We start from the raw sequence: 20,513 nt of genomic DNA on the forward strand, positions 1-20,513 counted from the left end.
TTCAAGAAGAAATCGGCCGACGCGGTGCGTCGATGATTTCGGCCGAGTACGACGTAGATGCGGTGCTCGTCGTCGATGCGGGAGTTGCGACGGACTCCCCCAAGGCATCACCGTCGGTTGGCAACCGAATTACGCTCGGCAGTGGACCGATCGTTGCTCGCGGCGGTGGGACACATCACCGGCTGGTTGCCGCTACCAGATCCGTTGCGGATGCTACCGACCGATCGATTCAATTCCAGGCGACACCGGACGGAACAGGAACGGATGCGGACGTATTCGCCACCGAACACGGTCCGGTTCCGACTTTACATCTCGGCTTTCCGACGCGTAACCTGCATACAACAGTCGAAGTAGTCGACGCCGATGACGTCGAAGCGACGATCGGGTTACTAACTGATCTCCTTTCGAAGATCGGGGACGCCGGGACGATCGATCGATTGTAGCACCTCACGAGGAACAGGCACACCGGTTACAGACCGGCAACAGCCCCTCTTTCGACAGCTGTTCGCGGAATTGACTTATTTCTCGTCCCGTCCAGATGTCGGCGAGCCGATCGTCGCGAACATTTCCCATCGGTTGTCGGACGAACGGACAGGGATAGACGTCACCTTCAGGACCGATAAGCGGTCGACGGTAGATCGCTTCACACCCCCGCCGGTGATCGCGCTCTCCGTCGTCGAACCACTCGTCAACGGTGGACTCGGAAGCGCCTGGCGGAAATACCTGTACGGTTGCCGGTGACTGTTCGGCACGCTCTCGAACGTCCCGCAACCCCTCGTTGACGGCCGCCGTATTCGCCGGATGTTCGGGCAAGACTGGCAACATCATCACCCCTTCATCACAACCCAGTCGCTCGGCCGAACGGGCTACGTCGCTCGGTCGACCCCAGGTCTGAAGCTGAAACCCGACCTTATCGGCGAATGGCTCGACCACCTCGAGAAGGTCCGAAAACCGATCTTCGTTGTACGACGAAACCACACAGTTGAGATAGAATTCGTCCAGACAGGTACGGTCGATACGTCGCAGGTTTTCGAGGACGCGGTCGAACGTTCCGTTGCCCCTGATGGCGTCGTGTGTCTGTCGTGGCCCGTCTACTGAGACGCTGAGCGCGTCTATTGGAAGATCGTTGACTCTCGACGCGGCTTCTGGCGTCGATAATGACGTCAGGAGCCGCAACTCGTCGACGTGTCGAGACACAATCTCACAGATCTCGTCGGTGTCCGGTCGAAGAAGGGCTTCACCACCCGTAATCACGAACGATTCGATATCGTACTCCCGTAGATGTGGGAGTAAATTCGTCTCTATCTCGGCGACCGAAAGTTCATCGAGGCCGCGATTCGTTTCGAGATAGCAATGAGAACACTCCAAGTGACAGCGATTGGTCACCTCGAGCGTAATATGGTTCGGTTCGCGCATGATTAGAGCGGCGTCGGTTTCGTTTCGGTTCGCTCTTCGACCATCGGAAGAATTTCGTCGACGAAATATTGCATATTCTGGCAGAATCGTGGATCGCGTCCGGCCAGGGTATCGTCGACGTTCCAGGACCACCATCGACAGCCGCCGCCACAGTACTCCAGGGCGTCACACGTCCGGCAGTCCTCCGGAATTACTTCGGAAACTGTCGTCTGTTTGAACTCTCGCATGGTATCACCAGTCCAGACGTCCTCGAGTTGTTCATCGGTTACGTCCCCACACTCGTAGTCGTGAAGGAGCGTACACGGCGTCACAGTGCCGTCCGGTTTCACACAGCAACTTCGTTCGTTGTACCGGCAGATGATCGAGTCCGGTTCGTACTTCGAGTAGCCGAACTCGAACACCTCTTCTTTGAAGATCCCCTCGATATTGATTCTCATGTCGGTCTCCGTTTCGAGGTGTTTCTCGACGATCTCTCTACTGACGGACTGGTACTCGTCGAGGTCGATATCGAAGTGTCCCTCCTCAGTGGTGTCGGGTTCGACCTGTGCAAGTCCGACTCGCCACCGTTTCACTCCGAGATCCATCAGGTACTCGTACATCTCGGGCAGTTCCTCGAGGTTTACCGTCGTAGCGACGCTACAGACGTGTGCTTCGATGTCCGAGTCAGCGACCCGTTCGAGTCCGCGCTTGCAGGCTTCGTTCGTACCTTGGCCTCTGATTTCGTCGTCGGAATCGGGGGTGAGGCCGTTGAGCGATACGACGATGTTCGGCGAACTCCGAAGCGACCGGATTTTTTCGATCGTTTCTTCGGTAATCAACATCCCATTCGTCAGGATGTCTTGAACGCGAATGTACCGTTGTTCGATCAGATCGATAATCTCGAAGAGGTCCGGTCTCGTCAATGGTTCGCCACCGGAGACGATGACCGACTCGACGTTCATCCAGTACAACTCGTTTACGATCCGTCTGATCTGGTCTATCGACAGCCCCTCGCCCTGGTGGAGGTACGGCTCCTGATAGCAGTGCGTACAGGCGATGTTGCAGCCCTCGGTAACGTCGAGATGGGCCAATTTGAGACGGGGTTCGTCGACTGGTGGCGGGACCTCTTGGGGCACAGCCTCACTCTCTTCAAGGACGTTTTCTCTCCGGAGGAACTCGAGAAACTCTCTAACGTGGTCTCGGCTTTCGCGGTCGAATCCGTCTAACACCGAATCGACGGGTGTGCCTAACTGGAGCTGTCGTAACACCTCGTATTGGCTCTGCGTAAGTTGTTTCGTCTCTTCCTCGTCGAAGTGGAAGAGGACGAACTCGTCGCCGCCGGCCTTCAGGAAGTATTCGTCCGTGAGTTGGAGGTGTGTCTGGGTCATTGGATCGAAATAATAGGGTGTACAGTTGGCTATCGGTACGGTCGGGAATCGATCCTTAGTAGAATGTCACCGGAAGTTTCGCCTGATGGTCCGCAGCCTCTTTTTTGGCTTCGCTGAACGACTCGTCCACGAACTCGGTTTCGCTCGCATCGAACCCTGACATGGGCAAGCGAATATAGCAGGCAATAGGAATTGGTTATTTCTGAAAATAATCCACCGTTTTATTTACGTCCCCTCAGAGGGTTGTATTCACTCGTTGGAGACGAGTGCGTTCAGCGGGGATCGTCCGATACTCGCTCGGCCACTGATGACGAAAACTGGGTGACCACCCGACTCGGCTACGGAGACGGGGCCGAGACGGAACCGACGATTACGTATCCACCGGATACAGGGAGTCGAACAGGTTTCCGAGTGCGGCGACGAGGTGTTTGTGGACCGTACTCGTGGCGATATCGAGCGCGTCGGCGATCTCCTCGGCGGTCGTCTCACGCGGATACGAGAAGTACCCCATCCGGTGCGCAGTTCGAAGGACTTCCCGCTGTCGTTCGGTCAAGCGGTTCATATCGATAGTGTTGTACGAGGTCTCCTCACCGACCGTTGTATCGGCAGTGAGCTGAACGAGCTGGACCGATTCTGCACACTTTCGAAGTCTCGCCAAAACTGTTCGCAATTCGTCGCGCGAGGACGGATAGACGGTATAGTACAGACCATCCTCATCGATATCGACGCATTCGATCGGTATTCCGGAACATTCGACGGTTCGACAGATACAGTCGTTCGTGTCGGTTTCTACCCGATAGATGGTCGTCGCGCCGTCCGTGAACTCGGAACTGATCGCATCGTGTTCGGTCGGGATGTCGCGTTTCGACGCGAGCAGATCTATTCGCTTCCCGGCGTGATCGATCGTTCGCGAAAGCAACTGAACGTGGTCAGTATCGACTTCGAGTGATGTGAGCGGGCAACCGGACGGGGCGCGTACTTTGATTCGTGCTCGGAGTTGCGAACACATGCTATGACGTGTCTCCCCCATGATCGATTGTCGAACTGTAACCAGGAAATGTAATCAGCCCTATATCTTGCGTGCACATACACCGTATTAGCAAATAAGCATTTCTATTGGTAGGAAATGTGTCACATACAGGTGCGTCTCGAACCTGAATACGTGTTTCAGCGACTCAAGCGGCGGACGACTTCGGTATCGATCTACGACCGATGCAGCGGACTCGGCGCAGCCGACCGTGTCGGTCCGCTCGAGGTGTTCAGCGGCGATTTGTGTTTGGCTGAAAACACCCGTCTTATGCGTGTGTCCGTTCGATCAGTGCACGACCACATTCCATTTATCCCCGGAGTGATAACAGACATACATGTACTCACTCGACGATATTGGCGACCAGTACGACGCCCACGAGTTAGAGCAGCGGGTGTTCGAGTATTGGGACGACGTCGACGCCTACGAGCAAACGGTCGAGCACCGATCCGACGGTGAATCGTTCTTCTTCGTCGACGGACCGCCGTACACGTCGGGATCGGCCCACATGGGGACGACCTGGAACAAGACGCTGAAAGACGTCTATCTCCGCTTCTGGCGGATGCAGGGATACGACGTCACCGACCGCCCGGGCTACGACATGCACGGGCTCCCGATCGAGACCCGGGTCGAGGAGAAACTCGGCTTCGAGAACAAACAGGACATCGAGGAGTTCGGCGAGGAGAACTTCGTCGAGGCCTGCAAAGAGTACGCCGAGGAGCAACTCGAGGGGCTGCAGGAGGACTTCCAGGATTTCGGCGTCTGGATGGACTGGTCGGATCCCTACAAGACCCTCTCACCGGAGTACATGGAGGCCGCCTGGTGGGGGTTTTCGAAGGCCGCCGAGCGCGGCCTCGTCGAGAAGGGCCACCGCTCGATCTCGCAGTGTCCGCGGTGTGAGACGGCGATCGCGAACAACGAGGTCGAGTACGAGGACGTCGAGGATCACTCTGTCTACGTCAAATTCGACCTGGAGGACCGAGATGGAAAGATCGTCATCTGGACGACTACCCCGTGGACGATCCCGGCGAACACCTTCGTTGCCGTCGACGAGGACGGCGATTACGTCGGCGTTCGCGCCCAGAAGAACGGCGAAGAAGAGCTACTCTACCTCGCCGAGGCCAAACACGAGGAAGTGCTGCGCGAGGGTCGCTACGAGGAGTACGAGATCGTCGAGGAATTCACCGGCGAAGACCTGATCGGCTGGTCCTACGAGCACCCGCTGGCCGAAGAAGTCCCCGACCACGTCGACGCAGAGGGCACGCACGAGATCTACGCCGCCGACTACGTCGACACGGGCGGCGACGGGACCGGCCTCGTCCACTCCGCACCGGGCCATGGTGAGGAGGACTTCGAGCGCGGGCGCGAACTCGGCTTCTCGATCTTCTGTCCCGTCGACGGCGATGGCGTCTACACCGACGAGGCCGGCAAGTACGCGGGGGAGTTCGTCAAAGACGCCGACGACGAGATCATCGCGGACTTAGACGACAACGGTGCCTTACTCGCCTCGGGTACCGTCCAGCACAGCTACGGCCACTGCTGGCGCTGCGACACGGGCATTCTCCAGATCGTCACCGACCAATGGTTCATCACGACGGCGGAGATCAAGAACGAGCTACTGGCGAACATCGCGGACAGCGAGTGGGCCCCCGACTGGGCCCGCGATAATCGCTTCCGGGACTTCGTCGAGGAAGCGCCGGACTGGAACGTCTCGCGACAGCGCTACTGGGGGACACCATTACCGGTCTGGACCCCTGAGAACCGCGACGACGGGACGGGTACCGCCGCCAGTACAGAGCGCGCCAGCGGGCGCGCGAACGAGGACATGATCGTCATCAGCGACCGCGAGGAACTCGCCGAGCGGGTCGACCAGGACGTCGATCCCGAGACCGTCGACCTCCACAAGAACACGGTCGATGAGTTGACGATCACCGAGGACGGCACCACCTACACCCGCGTCCCCGACGTCTTCGACGTTTGGCTCGACGCGGCGGTCGCATCGTGGGGCACACTGAACTACCCCGAAGACGACAGCCAGTTCGACGAACTCTGGCCCGCCGACTTCATCCTCGAGGCCCACGACCAGACCCGTGGCTGGTTCTGGTCCCAGCTCGGGATGGGAACCGCCGCTATCGGCGAGATCCCCTACGAAGAGGTCCTGATGCACGGCCACGCGCTGATGCCCGACGGCCGCGCGATGTCCAAGTCCAAGGACATCCTCATCGATCCCCACGAGGCCATCGACCGCCACGGCCGAGACGTCATGCGCATGTTCCTGTTATCGAACAACCCGCAGGGCGAGGACATGCGCTTTGACTGGGACGGGATGCAGACGATGGAGAACCACCTCCGCACCCTGTGGAACGTCTTCCGGTTCCCGCTGCCGTACATGCGCTTAGACGGCTTCGATCCCCAGGAAACTACCTTAGCAGAGGTCGACGACGATCTCGAGTTGATCGACGAGTGGGTGCTCGCCCGCCTGCAGTCGACGAAAGCCGAGATGACCGACCACTTCGAGGATCGGCGCCAGGACAAGGCTCTGGACGCGCTCGTCGACTTCGTCGTCGAAGACGTCTCCCGCTTCTACGTCCAGGCCGTCCGCGAGCGTATGTGGGAGGAAGAGGACAGCGCCTCCAAGACGGCCGCCTACGCGACGATCTACCGCGTGCTGCGGGAGACGGTCGCCCTGCTCGCCCCTTACGCGCCGTTTATCTCCGAGGAGATCTACGGCACCCTCACGGGCGACGCCGAGCACGCCACCGTCCACATGTGTGACTGGCCGACGGTCGAGGAGTTCTGGGTCGACGAACAACTCGAGGACGACGTCGCCTTCCTGCGGGCGATCGAGGAAGCAGGCGCGAACGCCCGCCAGCAGGCCGGCCGCAAACTTCGCTGGCCCGTCCCGCGGGTCGTCGTCGCCGCCGACGACGACCGCGTCGCCGAAGCCGTTTCCCGTCACACCGACCTGCTCGCCGACCGGCTCAACGCCCGCGAGATCGAACTCGTCTCGGCCGAAGACCGCTGGGAAGAGCTCCAGTACAGCGCCGAGGCCGATATGAGCGAACTCGGGCCGGCCTTCGGCGGCCGCGCCGGGCAGGTCATGAACGCACTCAACGAGGCCCGTATCGACGAGCCGAGCCTCGAGGCGCTCGAGGCGGCCGTCGCCGACCACCTCGAAGACGACGAGTCCCTCGAGGAGTCGATGGTGTCGTTCGTCACGGAGACCCCCGACGACATCGCGGGGACCGCGTTCGGCCTGAACGGCGACGACCGCGGCGTCGCCTACGTCGACGCGTCGCTGACCGAGGACATCGAAAGCGAGGGCTACGCCCGCGAGGTCATTCGCCGCGTCCAGGAGATGCGCAAGGATCTCGACTTAGACGTCGAGGAACGCATCGCACTCGAGATCGAGATCGACGACGACCGCGTCGCCGACCTCGTCGCCGAACGCGAGGACCTGATCCGTGAGGAGGTCCGTGCCGACGAGATCGGTTCCCTCGAGGTCGATGACGGCGAGCGAAAGGAGTGGGAGGTCGAAAACGTGACGATGGAGATCGCACTCGAGCCGCTGGCGGCCGCGGAAGCGTCGGACTAACACTCACGAACGCTCGTTTTTCCGGACGGGACGACTCGAATCGGTACCGTACTCGAGAGCAACTGCTTCGAGCGTCGCCCGGTGACACCAATCGAAATAGTTCGAATCGAATATTCTCGATTCGAGGAGTTCTTCGAGACGACGACGGTGTCTCGACCACTCGAGGGTGGATGCTGATCCTGAACGATACCCGCTCCGACGACCGTCTTCGAAAGACGTACTAAAACCCAGGCGGTGATCCCACCGACGAATCCGTCTCGAACCGTATCGCTTCGAGCGAAACGGTTAAGCCGGATCGGACTTTCTCGATATGTATGGGACTGATCGATCGCATACTCGGCCGTGACTCGGACGAATCGAACGACGACTGTTGCTGTGGTGTCGAGATCGAAGAAATCGACTCGAGCGACGAGGACTGATCGACGATGACTGATCGAGCCAGAATCGACGACGGAACGACTGAATCGGCAAGCAAGACGATCAACCGGATGAGCGAAGGGGCCTGCTGTGAGGAGGCCTTTCCGGCAAACCGCAGGATCAGCGACGAGGAAATCGACGGAGAGCTATCCGTTTTCAAGGCGCTCGCGAACGAAAAACGGCTCCGGATCATCGAGGCGCTCCGCGACGGCGAGCTGTGTGCCTGCGAACTGGAGACGATCCTCGATGCACCGCAGTCGACCGTCGGAACCCACCTCTCGCGACTCCGCGAGGCCGGCATCGTTCGAACTCGTAAAGACGGGAAATGGACCTACTATCGAATCGCGGACACGGCGAGCCTCCAGTTGCTTGATCTCGCCAGGGCGCTGAGTGAGTCCGACCGATGATCCCCACCGGCTACGAGACGGCACTGGTCGACTCCGCCGAGTATTTCGTCCATCTAGCGATCGTCCTCGCCCCGCTGTTCGTCGGGGCGTCGTTTCTCGTCGGCCTCGCACAGGAGTATCTGCCACCGGAACGAGTCGAGGCGATGCTTCGCTCTCGAGACCACGGAAGCGGAAACGTCCTCGCTGCTGGCCTCGGTGCAGTAACCCCGTTTTGTTCGTGTTCGACGGTGCCGATCCTCGCGGGCTTGCTCGGTGCCGGAGCGCCGACCGGCCTCGCATTTTCGTTTCTGCTCGCATCGCCGATCGTCAACTGGATCGCCGTCGTACTGCTGTTCGGGCTCTTCGGGACCAGCGTGACCGTCGCCTACGTCGTAACGGCACTGTTCGCGGCGATCGTCGGTGGCATAATTATCGGCACACTGAATCTGGATAACTACGTCAAAGACGTTCGAATCACTGCTGGCGGACGCGAGATTACGACCGACGGTGGATCGGCGGCTGGCGCGTCGAGCTGTGCGTGTCGTGGCTCTGCCACGCGGTCCCACCGAGAGCGGATCGTTGCAGCCGGACGTGGATCGCTGTCGTTTTTCTGGGATACGCTTCCGTACATCGTCGTCGGAATCACGATCGGGGCGCTTATCCACGGTGCCGTTCCGGAGACGCTTCTCCAGCGGATCGCCGGGCCGGAGAATCCGCTCGCGACGCCGATGGCCGCACTGGCTGGCGCACCGATTTACGTGAGTATCAGCGGCATGTTGCCGATCGCCCACTCGCTGGCCGAACAGGGAATCCCCATCGGGACGGTGATCGCGTTCGTCATCGGTGGCGCCGGGATCAGCATTCCGAACCTGATCCTGTTGAACAAACTCTTCGAACGACGCCTCCTTGCGATCTATGCCGGCACCGTCGTGGCGATTGGAATTACCGTCGGTGTGCTGTTCAACACGGTTCTGGCTGGCGTGCTCTGATACCAGCCACATCGACAGCAGTTCGAACAGCAGGCGACAGCGCCGATCGTGGCGGCGACTACCCGTTCGGTACGTATTCGTCGTAGCGTGACAGTACCGATGTCACAAAAGTCATAACCGCTGATTCACCAGCGGGAGGTAGTGAACGCCCGGATCGCCACGCTCGTTATCGTCGTGTTGCTGGTCGGGAGCCTACCGGCGGGAATCGCCGGCGCGAGCGCCGCGGCGCCGTCGATCGATACCGACGCCGGCACCGACGGCCTCGAGTCGACCGCGTCGACGAGTGATCACGACGCGGCGACAGCCCTGACCGACGCCGACGACGTCATCTATCGGACGACGGAGTTGCGCCACCGTCCGGATCGGCCGGGCGAGTTCGAGGCCGAGGTGAGGGTCGCGGTTCCCGACGCGGTGAGCGGACTGGCGGTCGTTCTCGAGTCGGATGCCGACGTTGCAGCGACTGAGGGCTTCGAATCGGTTGGGGATGGCAGATACGAGTGGACCGAAGACGTCGACGAGCCGTCGATCCGATTTACGATGCCGGCCGACCGAACGGGACTCGCCGACCGCGACCGCCACGAGACCGTCGACGGCTACACCTTCCACGACGCCGGCGACTGGGCGATCGTCCGGGTCCCCTTCGTCGGCCTCTCCTACCAGCAACCCGAATCCGTCGACGTCGGCGTCGAGGAGACGACCACCGTCGACGGGGCTGGCGCGACCGGCGGCGACATCGCCGTCTTCGGGCCGGTCGAAGAACACGAACGGACCGTAGACGGGGAGACGATCAGGCTGGCCGTTCCCCACGACGCCGCCCTCTACGAGGACCCGGACGACGTCCTCGAGGCGCTTGCGGCCGCGAGCGAGCGACTCGCGGTCGGCGACCGAAACGCCGAAACGTTCGTCGTCGCCGCACCTGGAGACGCCGACTGGGGGCCACGCGGCGTCCAGTACGGTGATGGCGACGCCTGGGTCGTCGACGACGCCCCGCTCGAGGCAGCCGACAACGTCTGGCTCCACGAGTACGTCCACACCCGACAGGGCTTTGCGGGCGGCGACACGGCAACCGACGCCGCGTGGATAGTCGAGGCCCAGGCCGAGTACTACGCCGGCCTGCTCGCCAAAGAGCAGGGGCTGATCTCGTTTAGCGAGTTTCGGACTGCCCTCGAGCGCGGCGAGCGCTCGCCGTACGCCGACGGGATCCTCGCCGAGCCGGCGACCTGGACCGACGTCGAGACCGACTACGTGAAAGGGCCGCTCGTCTACGGCGAACTCGACCGAAAGCTACGGCTGGCGAGCGACGGGGACCGAACGCTCGACGACGTCTTCCGACAGTTGAACGCCCAGGACGACAGCGTGACCGGGACGGACCTCCTCGAGGCGATCGAACGTGCAGGCGGGACGGAGCTGCGAGACAGCGCCGAACGGTATACGGAGACGACGGCGACACCCGACGCGTGGAACCGGTTCGAACACCGGGCAGCGTTCGGACCGTCGGGTGCGACCGTCACGTACGGCCTCGGCGACGATCCACCCGCGGTCACAGGCCAGGAGTGGGACGTCTGGGACCGTGACGCGCTGACGGGCCCGAGTGCCGACCTCGCTCGAGAAAAGGTGCTGGCAGTCCCGGCCGGTGAACGTGTCGACGCCCCAGTCGTGGTCGCGAACGTCGACGACCGCTCGGGGACTGCCGACGCCACGCTACAGGTCGACGGCGAAATCGTCGACTCCGATCGGCACGTCCTCGAGGGCGGCGAGCGAGCGACGACGACGCTTTCGTGGGTGCCGCCGGCACCCGGCGTCTACGACGTCCGGGTCGGCAAGGACCGGGCGACGGTGTACGTCCGATCGACGCCGAGCCTCCACGTCACGGAGCTACGGGCAGAGCCCGATAGCGTCGGTCCCGGTGACGAGGTGACGGTGATGGCGACGGTGACGACCGCCGACGAACTGCCCGCGGCCGGTACTCTCGAGGTCCGAAACGCGGCGGGGACGACGGCCGCCGAGCCGATCGCGCTCGCGCCGGGCGAGACGGAACGCCTCGAGACGGAACTCACGTTCGACGACGACGGCGAGTACGAGGTTACTGTCGGCGGGGAATCGACGACGATCACCGTCGGCGGGCTCCGCTCGAAACTCGAGTCGATGCCTGGTTTCGGCGTCGGGGTCGCGGTCGTCGCTGCCGGTCTCGCAGTGCTGGTTGGACTCGGGCGGCGACGCCGACAATAGAACGCGAGAGCGAAACGGTCGGACGGCTACAGTTCGGCGGCGAGGGTCGGCGCGACCGAGACCGTACTCGTCTGCCCCTCGATCGTGTCGGTCCCGTAGATCGCTTCGACGCCGGCCCGCCGGAGCTTCGTGACGGCGTTGCGGGCGAGCAGCGGGTGGACGCAGGTGACGAAGACGCGGCCGACGCCTCGCTCCTGGAGAACGCCGACGGCCTCGCTCATCGTCGAGCCCGTCGCGATGATGTCGTCGGCGACGACGACGTCCCGGTCGGTCACGTCGACGTCGCTGGGTGTGATCTCGACGTCGGTCCCCGAGTGACGGACCTTCTCGAAGTAATCCGTCTCGCCGTCGCCGTAGGCGTCACGGACCGTCTCGGCGAGGTCGATCGCGCCTTCGTCCGGCGAGAGGAAGACCGGCTCCTCGAGGTCGTCCGGCAGCGGTTCGGCGAGTCGGTCGGCCGCGCCGACGGCCGTCGCCGTCGGTTCGAAGAACTCACAGACCGCTTCCTCGTGGGGTGTGACCGTCAGCACGCGGTCGGCACCGGTCGAGAGCGCGCGTGCGACCGCTCGTGCAGAAACGGGATGGCCCGACTCGAAGGGTTTGTCCTGGCGTGCGTATCCCATGTACGGGATCACGGTGACGACCTCTTCGGCGCCGGCCTCGCGAACGGCGTCTTGCAGTTGCAAAAGCTCGAGGTGGGTGTCGCTCGAGACGGTCGAGGCGACGACGATCGCGCGATCGTCGTCGAAATCCGGCGCGGCGGCGAGCAGTTCGCCGTCGGGAAACCGGTCGTACTCGACGGCTGCGAGTGGTACCTCGAGTTCGCGTGCGAGCCTGGCCGAAAGCGTCTGCGACGCCGACCCGCTGACGATCGTGGTCATACTCGAGTGGAAAGCGTGCGGGCTAAACCCGTTTTCGTTCTCGCCGTCCCAGACCATCGGCAGAAATGGTGCTAAAGGACAATTCCGGCGCGGCCGCAGCCAGCGGCGATCTGACTACGCCGCCCCGCTCTCACCACAAGGACCGCCGTCGGTATTGCTATGCAGTTCTACCTCGCTGTCCCCGTCGCCATCGTTGTCGATCCGCACCAGGAGATTGAGACAGTCCGGATCGTTCCACTGTGCCGGCGTCACCTGAACCGGTTCGTTCTGGTCGAGCCGTGCGGTCACACGGACCTGACCTGAATCGGTCGGCCAGCTTCGCTCGAGTGTGACGTCCTCGTAGGCTGCTAGTTCTCTCGTCTCCCACTCTTCGATCTCGCTATCGAACTCGACAAGAACGTCGACCGCGTGAGCCGTGTCGGTCGAGTTGGCGACGGTGATCTCGCCGAGAATCGTACTGATTTCGGTCGTTCCTTCGGTTTCTACCTCCTCACCGTTCTCTTCGTCGTTTTCCTCGCCGTTTTCGGCGGCGTTCTCGTCGTCGTTTTCCTCATCGCTACTCGAGCAGCCGGCGACGGTACCGGCGAGAGCAGTTGCTCCTCCTGCGAGTAGTTGTCGACGTGATAGTCCACTCATATCGGATAGAAAGAGATACAGGGATAATTAAACGTTCGACAGAAACGTCGAGAGACGAACGTCACTGCCGTACTTACTGTGGACTCGTAGTTCATCGGCGACACGTCATACGGACAACTGTACGTCGGTACCGGCGCAACCGCGACCCGGGCTGCGGTTGCACCGGAACTGACCGACAGCAGTTCGTATCACTTCGGTGTCGGAATCGCCAGTCCCGTCACGTCGCCGACACCGAGCGTTCGCGATCGCCAGGACCCGGTGTCGTCCTCGGGTGTCGCCGAGAGGAACGTCCCTCGTTCGGTGACGGCGTAGACCGTCCGTCCGTAGCCGACGCCGACGATCGGGTCGGTCGAGTGGTCGTAGGCCATCCAGGATTCGTCGTCGGGATCGTATGCGTAGATCGTCTCACCCGAGACAGCGTTGGCACGGGCCAGTCGTCCGGGCTCGCTTTGTGGATCCGCGGCGACGGTCTCGAACTCGCCCTCGAGGACTTCCATCCAGCCGTTGCCGAGCTTGTAGAGGCCGTCTTCGGTCCCAGCGAGCGGGACACCGGCCGCGGAGACATCGTGGACGTCCGTGAGGCCGGCGTGATCGAGCCCGCCGTCGTGGACGCGGTAGACGCCCGCATCGGTGCCGACGAGATCGCCGTCGATCGCCCGGACCGTCGCGACGTCGTCGGTCTCGAGGGGCGTCCACTCGGCGTCAGTTGCGTCGGACACCGACGTCGTCGGGAGACGTGCCACCTCGCCGTCGGGACCGGCAGCGATCAATCCGGTGTCGTCGGCGCCGACCGCGACGGCGGGCCCGAAGCCGGCGTCGCTTACGGTCGCGTCGGTAACGCCTTCGTTCCCGGTCGGATCCGTCCGCTCGATCAGTCGGACGTCCTCGTCGGTCGCGACTGCGACTGCGCCATCCGTAGAAGCGATATCACGAGCGGTACAACGATCACAGAGACCGAACTCGCCGACGGTATCGTCGGCGACCCGAACGCGAACGACGCCGATCGAACTGCTGACGTAGGCCTCGAGGGCCCCCTGTCGGTCGCCGTAGATGCGTTTCTCCTCGATAGACTGCATACGTATCCGATGGTGATCGGGTGCCGAAAGCGTTCTGTCTGCGCCGACGGCGAACTGCCGGCTACTCGAAACGACGTCTCGGCCGTGTTCGGCCGCGATGTCGGTTACGCAATCCCTTTGAGGGAACCGCTACGACTAGTGTGTGATGCAAGTGTTCGGATCGAGCGGGACGCGGGGCGTCGCCAACGAGGAACTGACGCCCGAGTTCGTCCTGCGCGTCGCGAAGGCGGCCGGAACGGCCTGGGGGGTCGACCGGGTCGGTATCGCACGCGACACGCGATACACGGGGCGGATGCTGGCCGATGCGGCCGCAAGCGGGCTCGCCAGCACGGGAACGGACGTCGACCGTCTGGGAATCGTCCCGACGCCGGGTGCACAGGCCTACGCCGAACGGGAGGGGGTCCCCATTATGGTGATCACGGCGTCGCACAACCCACCCCAGTACAACGGCGTCAAACTCGTCGGTGCCGACGGGATCGAACTCGCCGTCTCGGACCTCGAGGACATCGAGGAGGTGTTGCTCGCAGAGGGGTTCGAGGTCGCAGCCTGGGACGAGACCGGCCGCGTCCGTGAGGTCGACGGCGTCAAGCGAACGTACGTCGACGAACTGCTCGCGGCGGCCGACCGAGAAACCATCGCCGACGCCGAGTTGACGGTCGCGCTCGATCCAGGCCACGGCGCTGGCACGCTGACGAGCCCCGAATTCTTCCGCGAACTAGGCTGTCGCGTCGTGACCGTCAACAGCCAGCCCGACGGCCACTTCCCCGGCCGCGATCCCGAACCCGTCCGGGACAACCTCGAGGACCTCGGGCAGCTGGTGCGTGCGACCGACGCCGATATCGGCATCGCCCACGACGGCGACGCCGACCGCGCGATTTTCTTCGACGAGAACGGCGAGTACGTCTCCGGCGACGCCGCACTGGCCGCACTCGCGGCAGCCGAACTCGAGAAAGGAGACACGACCGTCTCCGCAGTCAACGTCTCCCAGCGACTCGTCGACGTCGTCGGCGAGGTCGGCGCCGACCTCGAGCTTACTCCCATCGGCTCGACGAACATCATCACCCGGATCGAAGAACTCGAGGCGAACGGCGAACACGTCCCGATCGCCGGCGAGGGCAACGGCGGGATCTTCTTCCCGTCGTACCGACTGACCCGCGACGGCGCCTTCACCGCGGCCCGCTTTCTCGAACTCGTCGCCGAGCAGCCGGTCAGCGAGGTCGTCGCCCCCTATGGCGGCTACGCAAACGTTCGACACAACATCGCCTACGAGTCGACGGCCGAACGCGACGCGATGTTAGACGCCGCGGCGAACCACGCCCACGCCGCGGATGCCGAACTCAACACCCGTGACGGCTACCGACTGGACTACGGCGACGCCTGGGTGCTTGCCCGTCCCTCCGGCACCGAGCCGCTGGTCCGGATCTACGCCGAGGCCCGAAACGACGACCGTGCCGGCGAACTCGCCGACGAGATGTACGAGACGCTGGCCGAGGCGAAAGCCGACGCCTGATACGGTCCGCTGTCGCGAGTCGCCGGTACAACCGCGACCCGACCTGCGGTTGCACCGGAAATGACGTCCAGTAGTCCGTATGTTCTGGGATGCGCCGCATTTGGGGGAATCACAGCTTAGAGAGCCTCTACTCCGACGAGCAGCAGCCGGTGTGTGCCGACCAGTACGAGCACCGCGAGAACGATCAACACACCCTCGAGAAGCGTCGACAGCAACCCAAGCGAGACGATCAGCGTCGTCGCGCAGGCCGGCAACGACGCCGATGATGTGACCGCCGATCACCCGCCGGGGAGCGGTCGCCTCACCCTCCTGAAACAGCGCCAGTACGAACGCCGATGGGCCGAGGCTCGGGAAGAGCAGCGGCAGTCCGGTGAGCCACGCCAGCACCGCGGTCGTCGAAAGCAAGAGGGCGGTGTGGAGCGTCGTCCCAGTCCGATCGTCCATAGTGTCACGAACGGCCGATCACGGGACGATCGTCACTGGAACCGACGCCCGCCGTGTGACTGCTTCCGCGACGCTGCCCAACAGCACTCGAGAGACGCCCGACCGTCCCTCGCTTCCCATGACGATCCCGTCGACTGCCTCCGCCTCGGCGTACTCGAGGATTGCGTCGGCCGCCGTTCCCTCGACGACGATCGTCTCGACGGGACGGTCGTCGTCGGCGAGCTCCCGGACGTCGTCGAAGAACGCCAGTTCCTCGTCCTCGTCGTCGGGTCCAGCCACAGCCGGCGGTCGGCCGCCGTAGGTCGACTCGAGGTCGTCGACAGCGTGGAGTACCGTTATCTCGGCCTCCGGGAAGACCGAGAGCGCGTACTCGAGGGCCGTCCGTGCCGGCTCGGAGTCGTCCATCGGCACGAGCAGATGGTCGATCATACGGCCGATACGACGGGCCGAACCTTCATACGGCCGGCTGTTCCTGCCTGTGTGCTGACTGTTTTTAGTGTTAGACCGGGTCGTCGACCTCGAGTGCGTCCTCGAGTCGCTCCCGTTCGGTCCGGAGGGCCTGGAGTTCGTCGGCGACCTGTCCGTCGGTGAGCCGCTCGCGTTCCTCGGGCGTGAGCTGGTCGACCGCCTGGGCTGCGGTCTGCAATCGCTCGTAGTCGAAGTCGGGATCGGTCGTGAGCCGACGGATCGAACGCAGCTTCTCGACGACGTCCTCGTCGGCGACGCGCTCGACGAACGGGCGGTACTCCCGCGCACGTCGACGGAGCACGCCCGCCTCCGCCGGCGGCCACGGAATCGTCAGCGGCTCGGCGTCGATCCCGTCGAGGAACGTCTGCTGGGTCGCGACCTTCCGTTTGAGTTCGTCCGCGCTCTCGACGTAGTGTGCGAGTTTCGACCGCGAGTAGTCGGCGTACTCGAGCAGTTCCGGAATCGTGTACTCGCCGGCCGGGTTCTCCTGAACATAGCGTCGGAGGTCGTCGGGTGGCCGTTCGAAGTCGACGAACGGGTACCAGCGGCTCCGCTCGAGGAGGTCGAACACCTCCTGGGCCGACGCCTCGAGGCGGTACTCCTCGACGGCGGTCTCGATCGCGTCGTTGTACGCCTCGATCGGCTCCCGAAGGTCCTCGACGGGTGCCTCGAGGTCGGCGTTTGCGAGTTCGAGCAGCCGTTCGCGGTCCGGAATCTCGTCGTCGAGCTCTCGCAGGCGCTTGGCGGCGGCGGTCCGAGCGTCGTCGAGTGCCTCGCGGGCGGCCTCGCGCTCCGCTAAGAGGTCGGCGTACTGGGCTGCTGGCTCGAGTGCTTCGTGGGCGCGCTCGAAGTCGGACTCGCTGAGTCGGCGCTTGTCGATCGCGTCGAGGGCGTCCTCGAACGCCTCGCGACCCCGCAGGTCGTCGGGGAGTCCCGAGACCAGCGAGTCGAACTTCCCCTCGAGTTCGACGTAGGCCTTGAAGTTCTCCCGGCCGGTTCCGGTCGCTCGGTCGACGTAGGAGTCGAGCAACTCCGTCGCCTCGCGGTAGGCTTCGGCGGCTTCAGTGACGGCCTCGCCGCCGTGGTCGTCGATCCGTTCTTCGGCCCGCTCGAAGCGCCCGCGGGCCGCCTCGAGGGCCTCGAGTGGGGACGTCGCACTCGAGTTCGCGCTGGGATTCGTAACGCGCTCGCTCATCGATGGTCAGTCGTCGTAAATGGCGTCGGGATCGAAGACCCGTTCGCCGACGTTTTCGCCCTCGACCGTGCGATAGAAACACGACCGGTGGCCGGTGTGGCAGGCCCCACCTTCCTGCTCGACGAGATAGAGCAGCGTGTCGGCGTCACAGTCGACCCGAACCTCCTCGACGTGCTGAACGTGGCCACTCGTCTTGCCCTTTTGCCACAGTTCCTCCCGGCTCCGGGAGTAGTAGTGGGCCATGCCGGTTTCGCGCGTTCGCTCGAGGGCCTCCGGGGAGACGTAGGCGAGCATGAGCACCTCGCCGGACTCTGCGTCCTGTGCGACGGCGGGGACGAGTCCGTCCTCGCCGAAGTCGACTGCAACGTCGTCGTTCATACATAAACGGATGGACGACGGAGCGATAGGTCTTTTGCCGAGAGGGTCACCTCGACGACGACGAATCGACACCTGCCGACCCGCTCACGGGTGGCGTCAACATTTATCACTCCTGGAGTGGGCAGGAGACAGCGATGGCTGACTACACCAAGACGAACTACCGCGACGTCGAGGATCAAAACGGGATGCATTTCCTGCGTGACGAACTGAACTGCGAGCATATGGGCGTCACCGTCGTCGAGTGTGAGCCCGGCTGGGAGGGCAAAGAACACGATCACGAGGCGGACGGACACGAGGAGATCTACCTGTTGGTCGAGGGCGAAGCGACGGTCACCGTCGAAGACGAATCGATCGACATGGCTGAGGGCGACGCGATCCGAATCCCGCCGGATGCGACCCACCAGATCCACAACGGCGACACCGAAAGTCGGTTCGTGCTGATGGGCGCACCCTAAAACCGTTCGTAGGTGACGCCGTCGGCCGTCGCGACAGCAAGTGTCGCGCTACGAGCCAGTCGCCCACCCGTTCTGACGTGCTGTTCGGGCACCAGCGGCATCGCAACCGGCCGATAGGCGTTTGCGCGCATCGCCGCGATACCGGCGTAGCGACCGACCTCGCGGTCCCGGTCGAAGACGTGGATGCGCTTGTCCGGGCCGCGACCGTATCGATAGGGGAACGCCGCCGGGTCGGGACCGGGACAGGTCAGCGCATCGGTCGACTCGAGGACGGCCTGGATCGAGCCGTCGGCCTCGAGCAGGAGCCGCGGGTCGTCCGTGTCCGTCCTGTCGCGGCCGGTCGCGGTCGTCGACGCGTCCTCTCGCCACTGGGGTTCCGTATCGGTTCGCACGCAGGCATACCGCCCGTCGGACAACGCGATCCGGTCGGGAATCGAGTAGAACTGGCGGCGGTCGTCGACACGGTCGCGCAGCAAGAACGACTCGCCGAGGACGGCCCGCACGTCCTCGAGTCCCCACTCGTCGACGACGAGAACCGGTGCCCGGCCGGCGTGAGCGGCGGTTGCGATACGACCGGTGATCGTCAGCGGCGTGACCGCCCGGAGCCGATCGATCGACAGTGCCACGTCCGGGCCGCCGGTCGGGTGGTCGCCGCCGGTCGCCACGACCGGTGTCTCGTCCTCGATCGGGTCCGGACAGCAGTAGCCACGATCACGGAGGTCCGCGAGGACGGCCTCGAGCCGCGAGGGATTGTGGGGCGTCATCGTGGAACGTACGTTCCCGACGGCCAAGAGCGTATTCCCCGTCGGAGAAACACGATCTGAGCGCCCGTTCGGCCAGGGCAGAGGGCAGCGTTTGGGACTACCATTGTATCTGTAGGCCGCCTTCGGACCCCATGGACCGACGAGAGCTACGACGGGCGTGGGACGCCGTCGCCGACACCTACGCCGCGAACCGACGTGCCGACGGGGACGACGCCGCGCTACTCGACGAGTTGGTGACGACACTGCCCGAGGACGTGACCGTGACCGTCCTCGACGTCGGCTGTGGCGACGGGATGCGAACGCTTGCGAACCTCGAAGACGTCGAGCGGATCGGGCTCGACCTCTCGAGTCGACAACTCGAACTCGCAGCCGATAACGTCCCCGATGCGTCCCTCCTCCAGGGGGAGATGACGAATCTACCGCTCGCCGCGGACTCGGTCGACGCGATCACCGCCTACCACGCCGTCTTCCACGTCCCCCGAAACGAGCACCCGGCCGTCTACGCGGAGTTCGCCCGCGTCCTCAAGCCGAGCGGACGGCTCCTCGCGACGATCGGCTCGAGAGGGTACGAGACGGTCCAGCGCGACTGGCTCGGGAGCGGCCGATCGATGTTCTTCAGTACGCCCGGTCGCCGCCGAACCCGCGACAACCTCACGGCAGCGGGATTCGAGATCGTCTGGGAGCGGGTCGTCGACGATCCGCTCGGGAGTTCCGTGCCGTTCGTACTGGCCGAGTACCGCGGGTAGCGGGCCGGCACAGTCGGAACCTTGCAAACGTCAGCGGGGTGTGTATGTGACTCGAGGACGAAGATACCGACGATGAGTTCCTCGCCACGAACCGAACAGCCGGTGACCTGCCGGTCGTGTGGGACGGAAAACGACCACTTCTATACGTACTGTCGGAACTGTCTCCAGACGCTTCCCTCGAGGCCCGACGCGAAGGGGTAAGCTAACCAACGGCTAAAGCCGTTGCCCAGTGTCCGAGTACTGCTGGCCGAGATCGCGAACGAATACGGACTGCTGTACCGACCGGGGATGACTCGAGCTCCGCAACGGTTCGCTACAGGTCGGACACGGGACCACGATATCGACAGCAACCGAGTCCTCGGCCGGAGCGATTTCGACCACCGTGGCGTCGGACGGTGAAAGATTCGGCTTCCAGCTCGTGTTCGTGCTCCCGTTCGGGATCAGGTGCCATCGGTCCACCTAGACCACTCCGCTATGAGAGCGTTGTGCCGGCAGCTCTTACTGACTGCTGTCCGGTAGTATGAAAACTGACCG

Annotated in this window: 19 protein-coding genes and 2 pseudogenes; 10 read left to right on the top strand and 11 right to left on the bottom strand. The window is 63.4% G+C overall.

Features of this window, described 5'->3' with window-relative positions:
* A pseudogene (locus tag RBH26_RS06665) lies at positions 1-443 on the top strand (M42 family peptidase); the annotation flags it as partial.
* A 4-nt stretch (positions 444-447) separates the two neighbouring features.
* Here RBH26_RS06665 and RBH26_RS06670 read toward each other — a convergent pair.
* The 3 genes from RBH26_RS06670 to RBH26_RS06680 all read right to left on the bottom strand — a co-directional run bounded on the left by RBH26_RS06670 (position 448) and on the right by RBH26_RS06680 (position 3,294).
* The gene (locus RBH26_RS06670) at positions 448-1,416 is read right to left on the bottom strand and encodes a radical SAM protein (protein ID WP_306757393.1); all 969 of its coding nucleotides are present in this window, start codon (positions 1,414-1,416) and stop codon (positions 448-450) included.
* Positions 1,417-1,418: 2 nt separating this feature from the next.
* Positions 1,419-2,783: a radical SAM protein gene (locus tag RBH26_RS06675; protein ID WP_306757394.1), complete on the bottom strand. Its 1,365-nt coding sequence runs from the start codon at positions 2,781-2,783 to the stop codon at positions 1,419-1,421.
* A 370-nt stretch (positions 2,784-3,153) separates the two neighbouring features.
* Entirely contained in the window at positions 3,154-3,294 is a 141-nt protein-coding gene (locus RBH26_RS06680) for a helix-turn-helix domain-containing protein (RefSeq protein ID WP_306757395.1), read from the bottom strand.
* A gap of 3 nt (positions 3,295-3,297) precedes the next feature.
* Between RBH26_RS06680 and RBH26_RS06685 the strand changes: the two genes are divergently transcribed.
* The 5 genes from RBH26_RS06685 (at position 3,298) to RBH26_RS06705 (ending at position 11,426) form a co-directional block, all read left to right on the top strand.
* Entirely contained in the window at positions 3,298-3,732 is a 435-nt protein-coding gene (locus RBH26_RS06685) for a hypothetical protein (RefSeq protein ID WP_306757396.1), read from the top strand.
* Positions 3,733-4,147: 415 nt separating this feature from the next.
* A complete protein-coding gene (gene ileS, locus RBH26_RS06690; RefSeq protein ID WP_306757397.1) occupies positions 4,148-7,405 on the top strand; it encodes an isoleucine--tRNA ligase in 3,258 nt (1,085 codons plus the stop codon).
* 425 nt (positions 7,406-7,830) lie between these two features.
* Complete coding sequence (locus RBH26_RS06695) at positions 7,831-8,229, top strand: metalloregulator ArsR/SmtB family transcription factor (protein WP_306757398.1); 399 nt, start codon at positions 7,831-7,833, stop codon at positions 8,227-8,229.
* Positions 8,226-9,197: a permease gene (locus tag RBH26_RS06700; protein WP_306757399.1), complete on the top strand. Its 972-nt coding sequence runs from the start codon at positions 8,226-8,228 to the stop codon at positions 9,195-9,197. Before RBH26_RS06695 ends, RBH26_RS06700 begins: the two co-directional genes overlap by 4 nt.
* A 141-nt stretch (positions 9,198-9,338) precedes the next feature.
* The gene (locus RBH26_RS06705) at positions 9,339-11,426 is read left to right on the top strand and encodes a hypothetical protein (protein WP_306757400.1); all 2,088 of its coding nucleotides are present in this window, start codon (positions 9,339-9,341) and stop codon (positions 11,424-11,426) included.
* A gap of 26 nt (positions 11,427-11,452) precedes the next feature.
* On the opposite strand, the gene RBH26_RS06710 is transcribed toward RBH26_RS06705, so the two are convergent.
* From RBH26_RS06710 to RBH26_RS06720, 3 genes are all read right to left on the bottom strand, one after another.
* Positions 11,453-12,307, bottom strand: coding sequence for a ribose-phosphate diphosphokinase (locus tag RBH26_RS06710; RefSeq protein WP_306757401.1), 855 nt, complete (start codon positions 12,305-12,307; stop codon positions 11,453-11,455).
* A gap of 114 nt (positions 12,308-12,421) precedes the next feature.
* Complete coding sequence (locus tag RBH26_RS06715) at positions 12,422-12,943, bottom strand: hypothetical protein (protein ID WP_306757402.1); 522 nt, start codon at positions 12,941-12,943, stop codon at positions 12,422-12,424.
* A gap of 188 nt (positions 12,944-13,131) precedes the next feature.
* The gene (locus RBH26_RS06720) at positions 13,132-14,019 is read right to left on the bottom strand and encodes a hypothetical protein (protein WP_306757404.1); all 888 of its coding nucleotides are present in this window, start codon (positions 14,017-14,019) and stop codon (positions 13,132-13,134) included.
* A 145-nt stretch (positions 14,020-14,164) separates the two neighbouring features.
* Between RBH26_RS06720 and glmM the strand changes: the two genes are divergently transcribed.
* Positions 14,165-15,529, top strand: coding sequence for a phosphoglucosamine mutase (glmM, locus tag RBH26_RS06725; protein WP_306757405.1), 1,365 nt, complete (start codon positions 14,165-14,167; stop codon positions 15,527-15,529).
* Positions 15,530-15,645: 116 nt separating this feature from the next.
* On the opposite strand, the pseudogene RBH26_RS06730 reads toward glmM, so the two are convergent.
* From RBH26_RS06730 to hisI, 4 genes and pseudogenes are all read right to left on the bottom strand, one after another.
* A pseudogene (locus RBH26_RS06730) lies at positions 15,646-15,973 on the bottom strand (hypothetical protein).
* Between the two features lie 18 nt (positions 15,974-15,991).
* Positions 15,992-16,402 (bottom strand): universal stress protein, encoded by a 411-nt coding sequence (locus RBH26_RS06735; protein WP_306757408.1) that lies wholly within the window; start codon positions 16,400-16,402, stop codon positions 15,992-15,994.
* 70 nt (positions 16,403-16,472) lie between these two features.
* The gene (locus RBH26_RS06740) at positions 16,473-17,636 is read right to left on the bottom strand and encodes a hypothetical protein (RefSeq protein ID WP_306757409.1); all 1,164 of its coding nucleotides are present in this window, start codon (positions 17,634-17,636) and stop codon (positions 16,473-16,475) included.
* Between the two features lie 6 nt (positions 17,637-17,642).
* Positions 17,643-18,014 (bottom strand): phosphoribosyl-AMP cyclohydrolase, encoded by a 372-nt coding sequence (hisI, locus tag RBH26_RS06745; protein WP_306757411.1) that lies wholly within the window; start codon positions 18,012-18,014, stop codon positions 17,643-17,645.
* Between the two features lie 134 nt (positions 18,015-18,148).
* On the opposite strand from hisI, the gene RBH26_RS06750 reads away from it, so the two are divergent.
* Positions 18,149-18,469, top strand: a complete 321-nt coding sequence (locus RBH26_RS06750; RefSeq protein ID WP_306757412.1) for a cupin domain-containing protein — start codon at positions 18,149-18,151, stop codon at positions 18,467-18,469.
* Here RBH26_RS06750 and RBH26_RS06755 read toward each other — a convergent pair.
* Entirely contained in the window at positions 18,466-19,233 is a 768-nt protein-coding gene (locus tag RBH26_RS06755; protein ID WP_306757414.1) for a hypothetical protein, read from the bottom strand. The two genes, RBH26_RS06750 and RBH26_RS06755, sit on opposite strands and share 4 nt — an antisense overlap.
* 131 nt (positions 19,234-19,364) lie before the next feature.
* Here RBH26_RS06755 and RBH26_RS06760 point away from each other — a divergent pair, with 131 nt between their 5' ends.
* On the top strand, positions 19,365-19,979 hold the full coding sequence (locus RBH26_RS06760) for a class I SAM-dependent methyltransferase (protein ID WP_306757415.1): 615 nt from the start codon (positions 19,365-19,367) through the stop codon (positions 19,977-19,979).
* 72 nt (positions 19,980-20,051) lie between these two features.
* Positions 20,052-20,180 carry a hypothetical protein gene (locus tag RBH26_RS06765; protein WP_306757416.1) on the top strand — a complete coding sequence of 43 codons (129 nt, stop codon included), beginning with the start codon at positions 20,052-20,054 and terminating at the stop codon, positions 20,178-20,180.
* Positions 20,181-20,513 lie beyond the last annotated feature (333 nt).

Origin of the sequence: Natronolimnohabitans sp. A-GB9, assembly GCF_030848565.1 — an archaeon.
In the GTDB taxonomy this organism is placed as follows: Archaea; Halobacteriota; Halobacteria; order Halobacteriales; family Natrialbaceae; genus Natronolimnohabitans.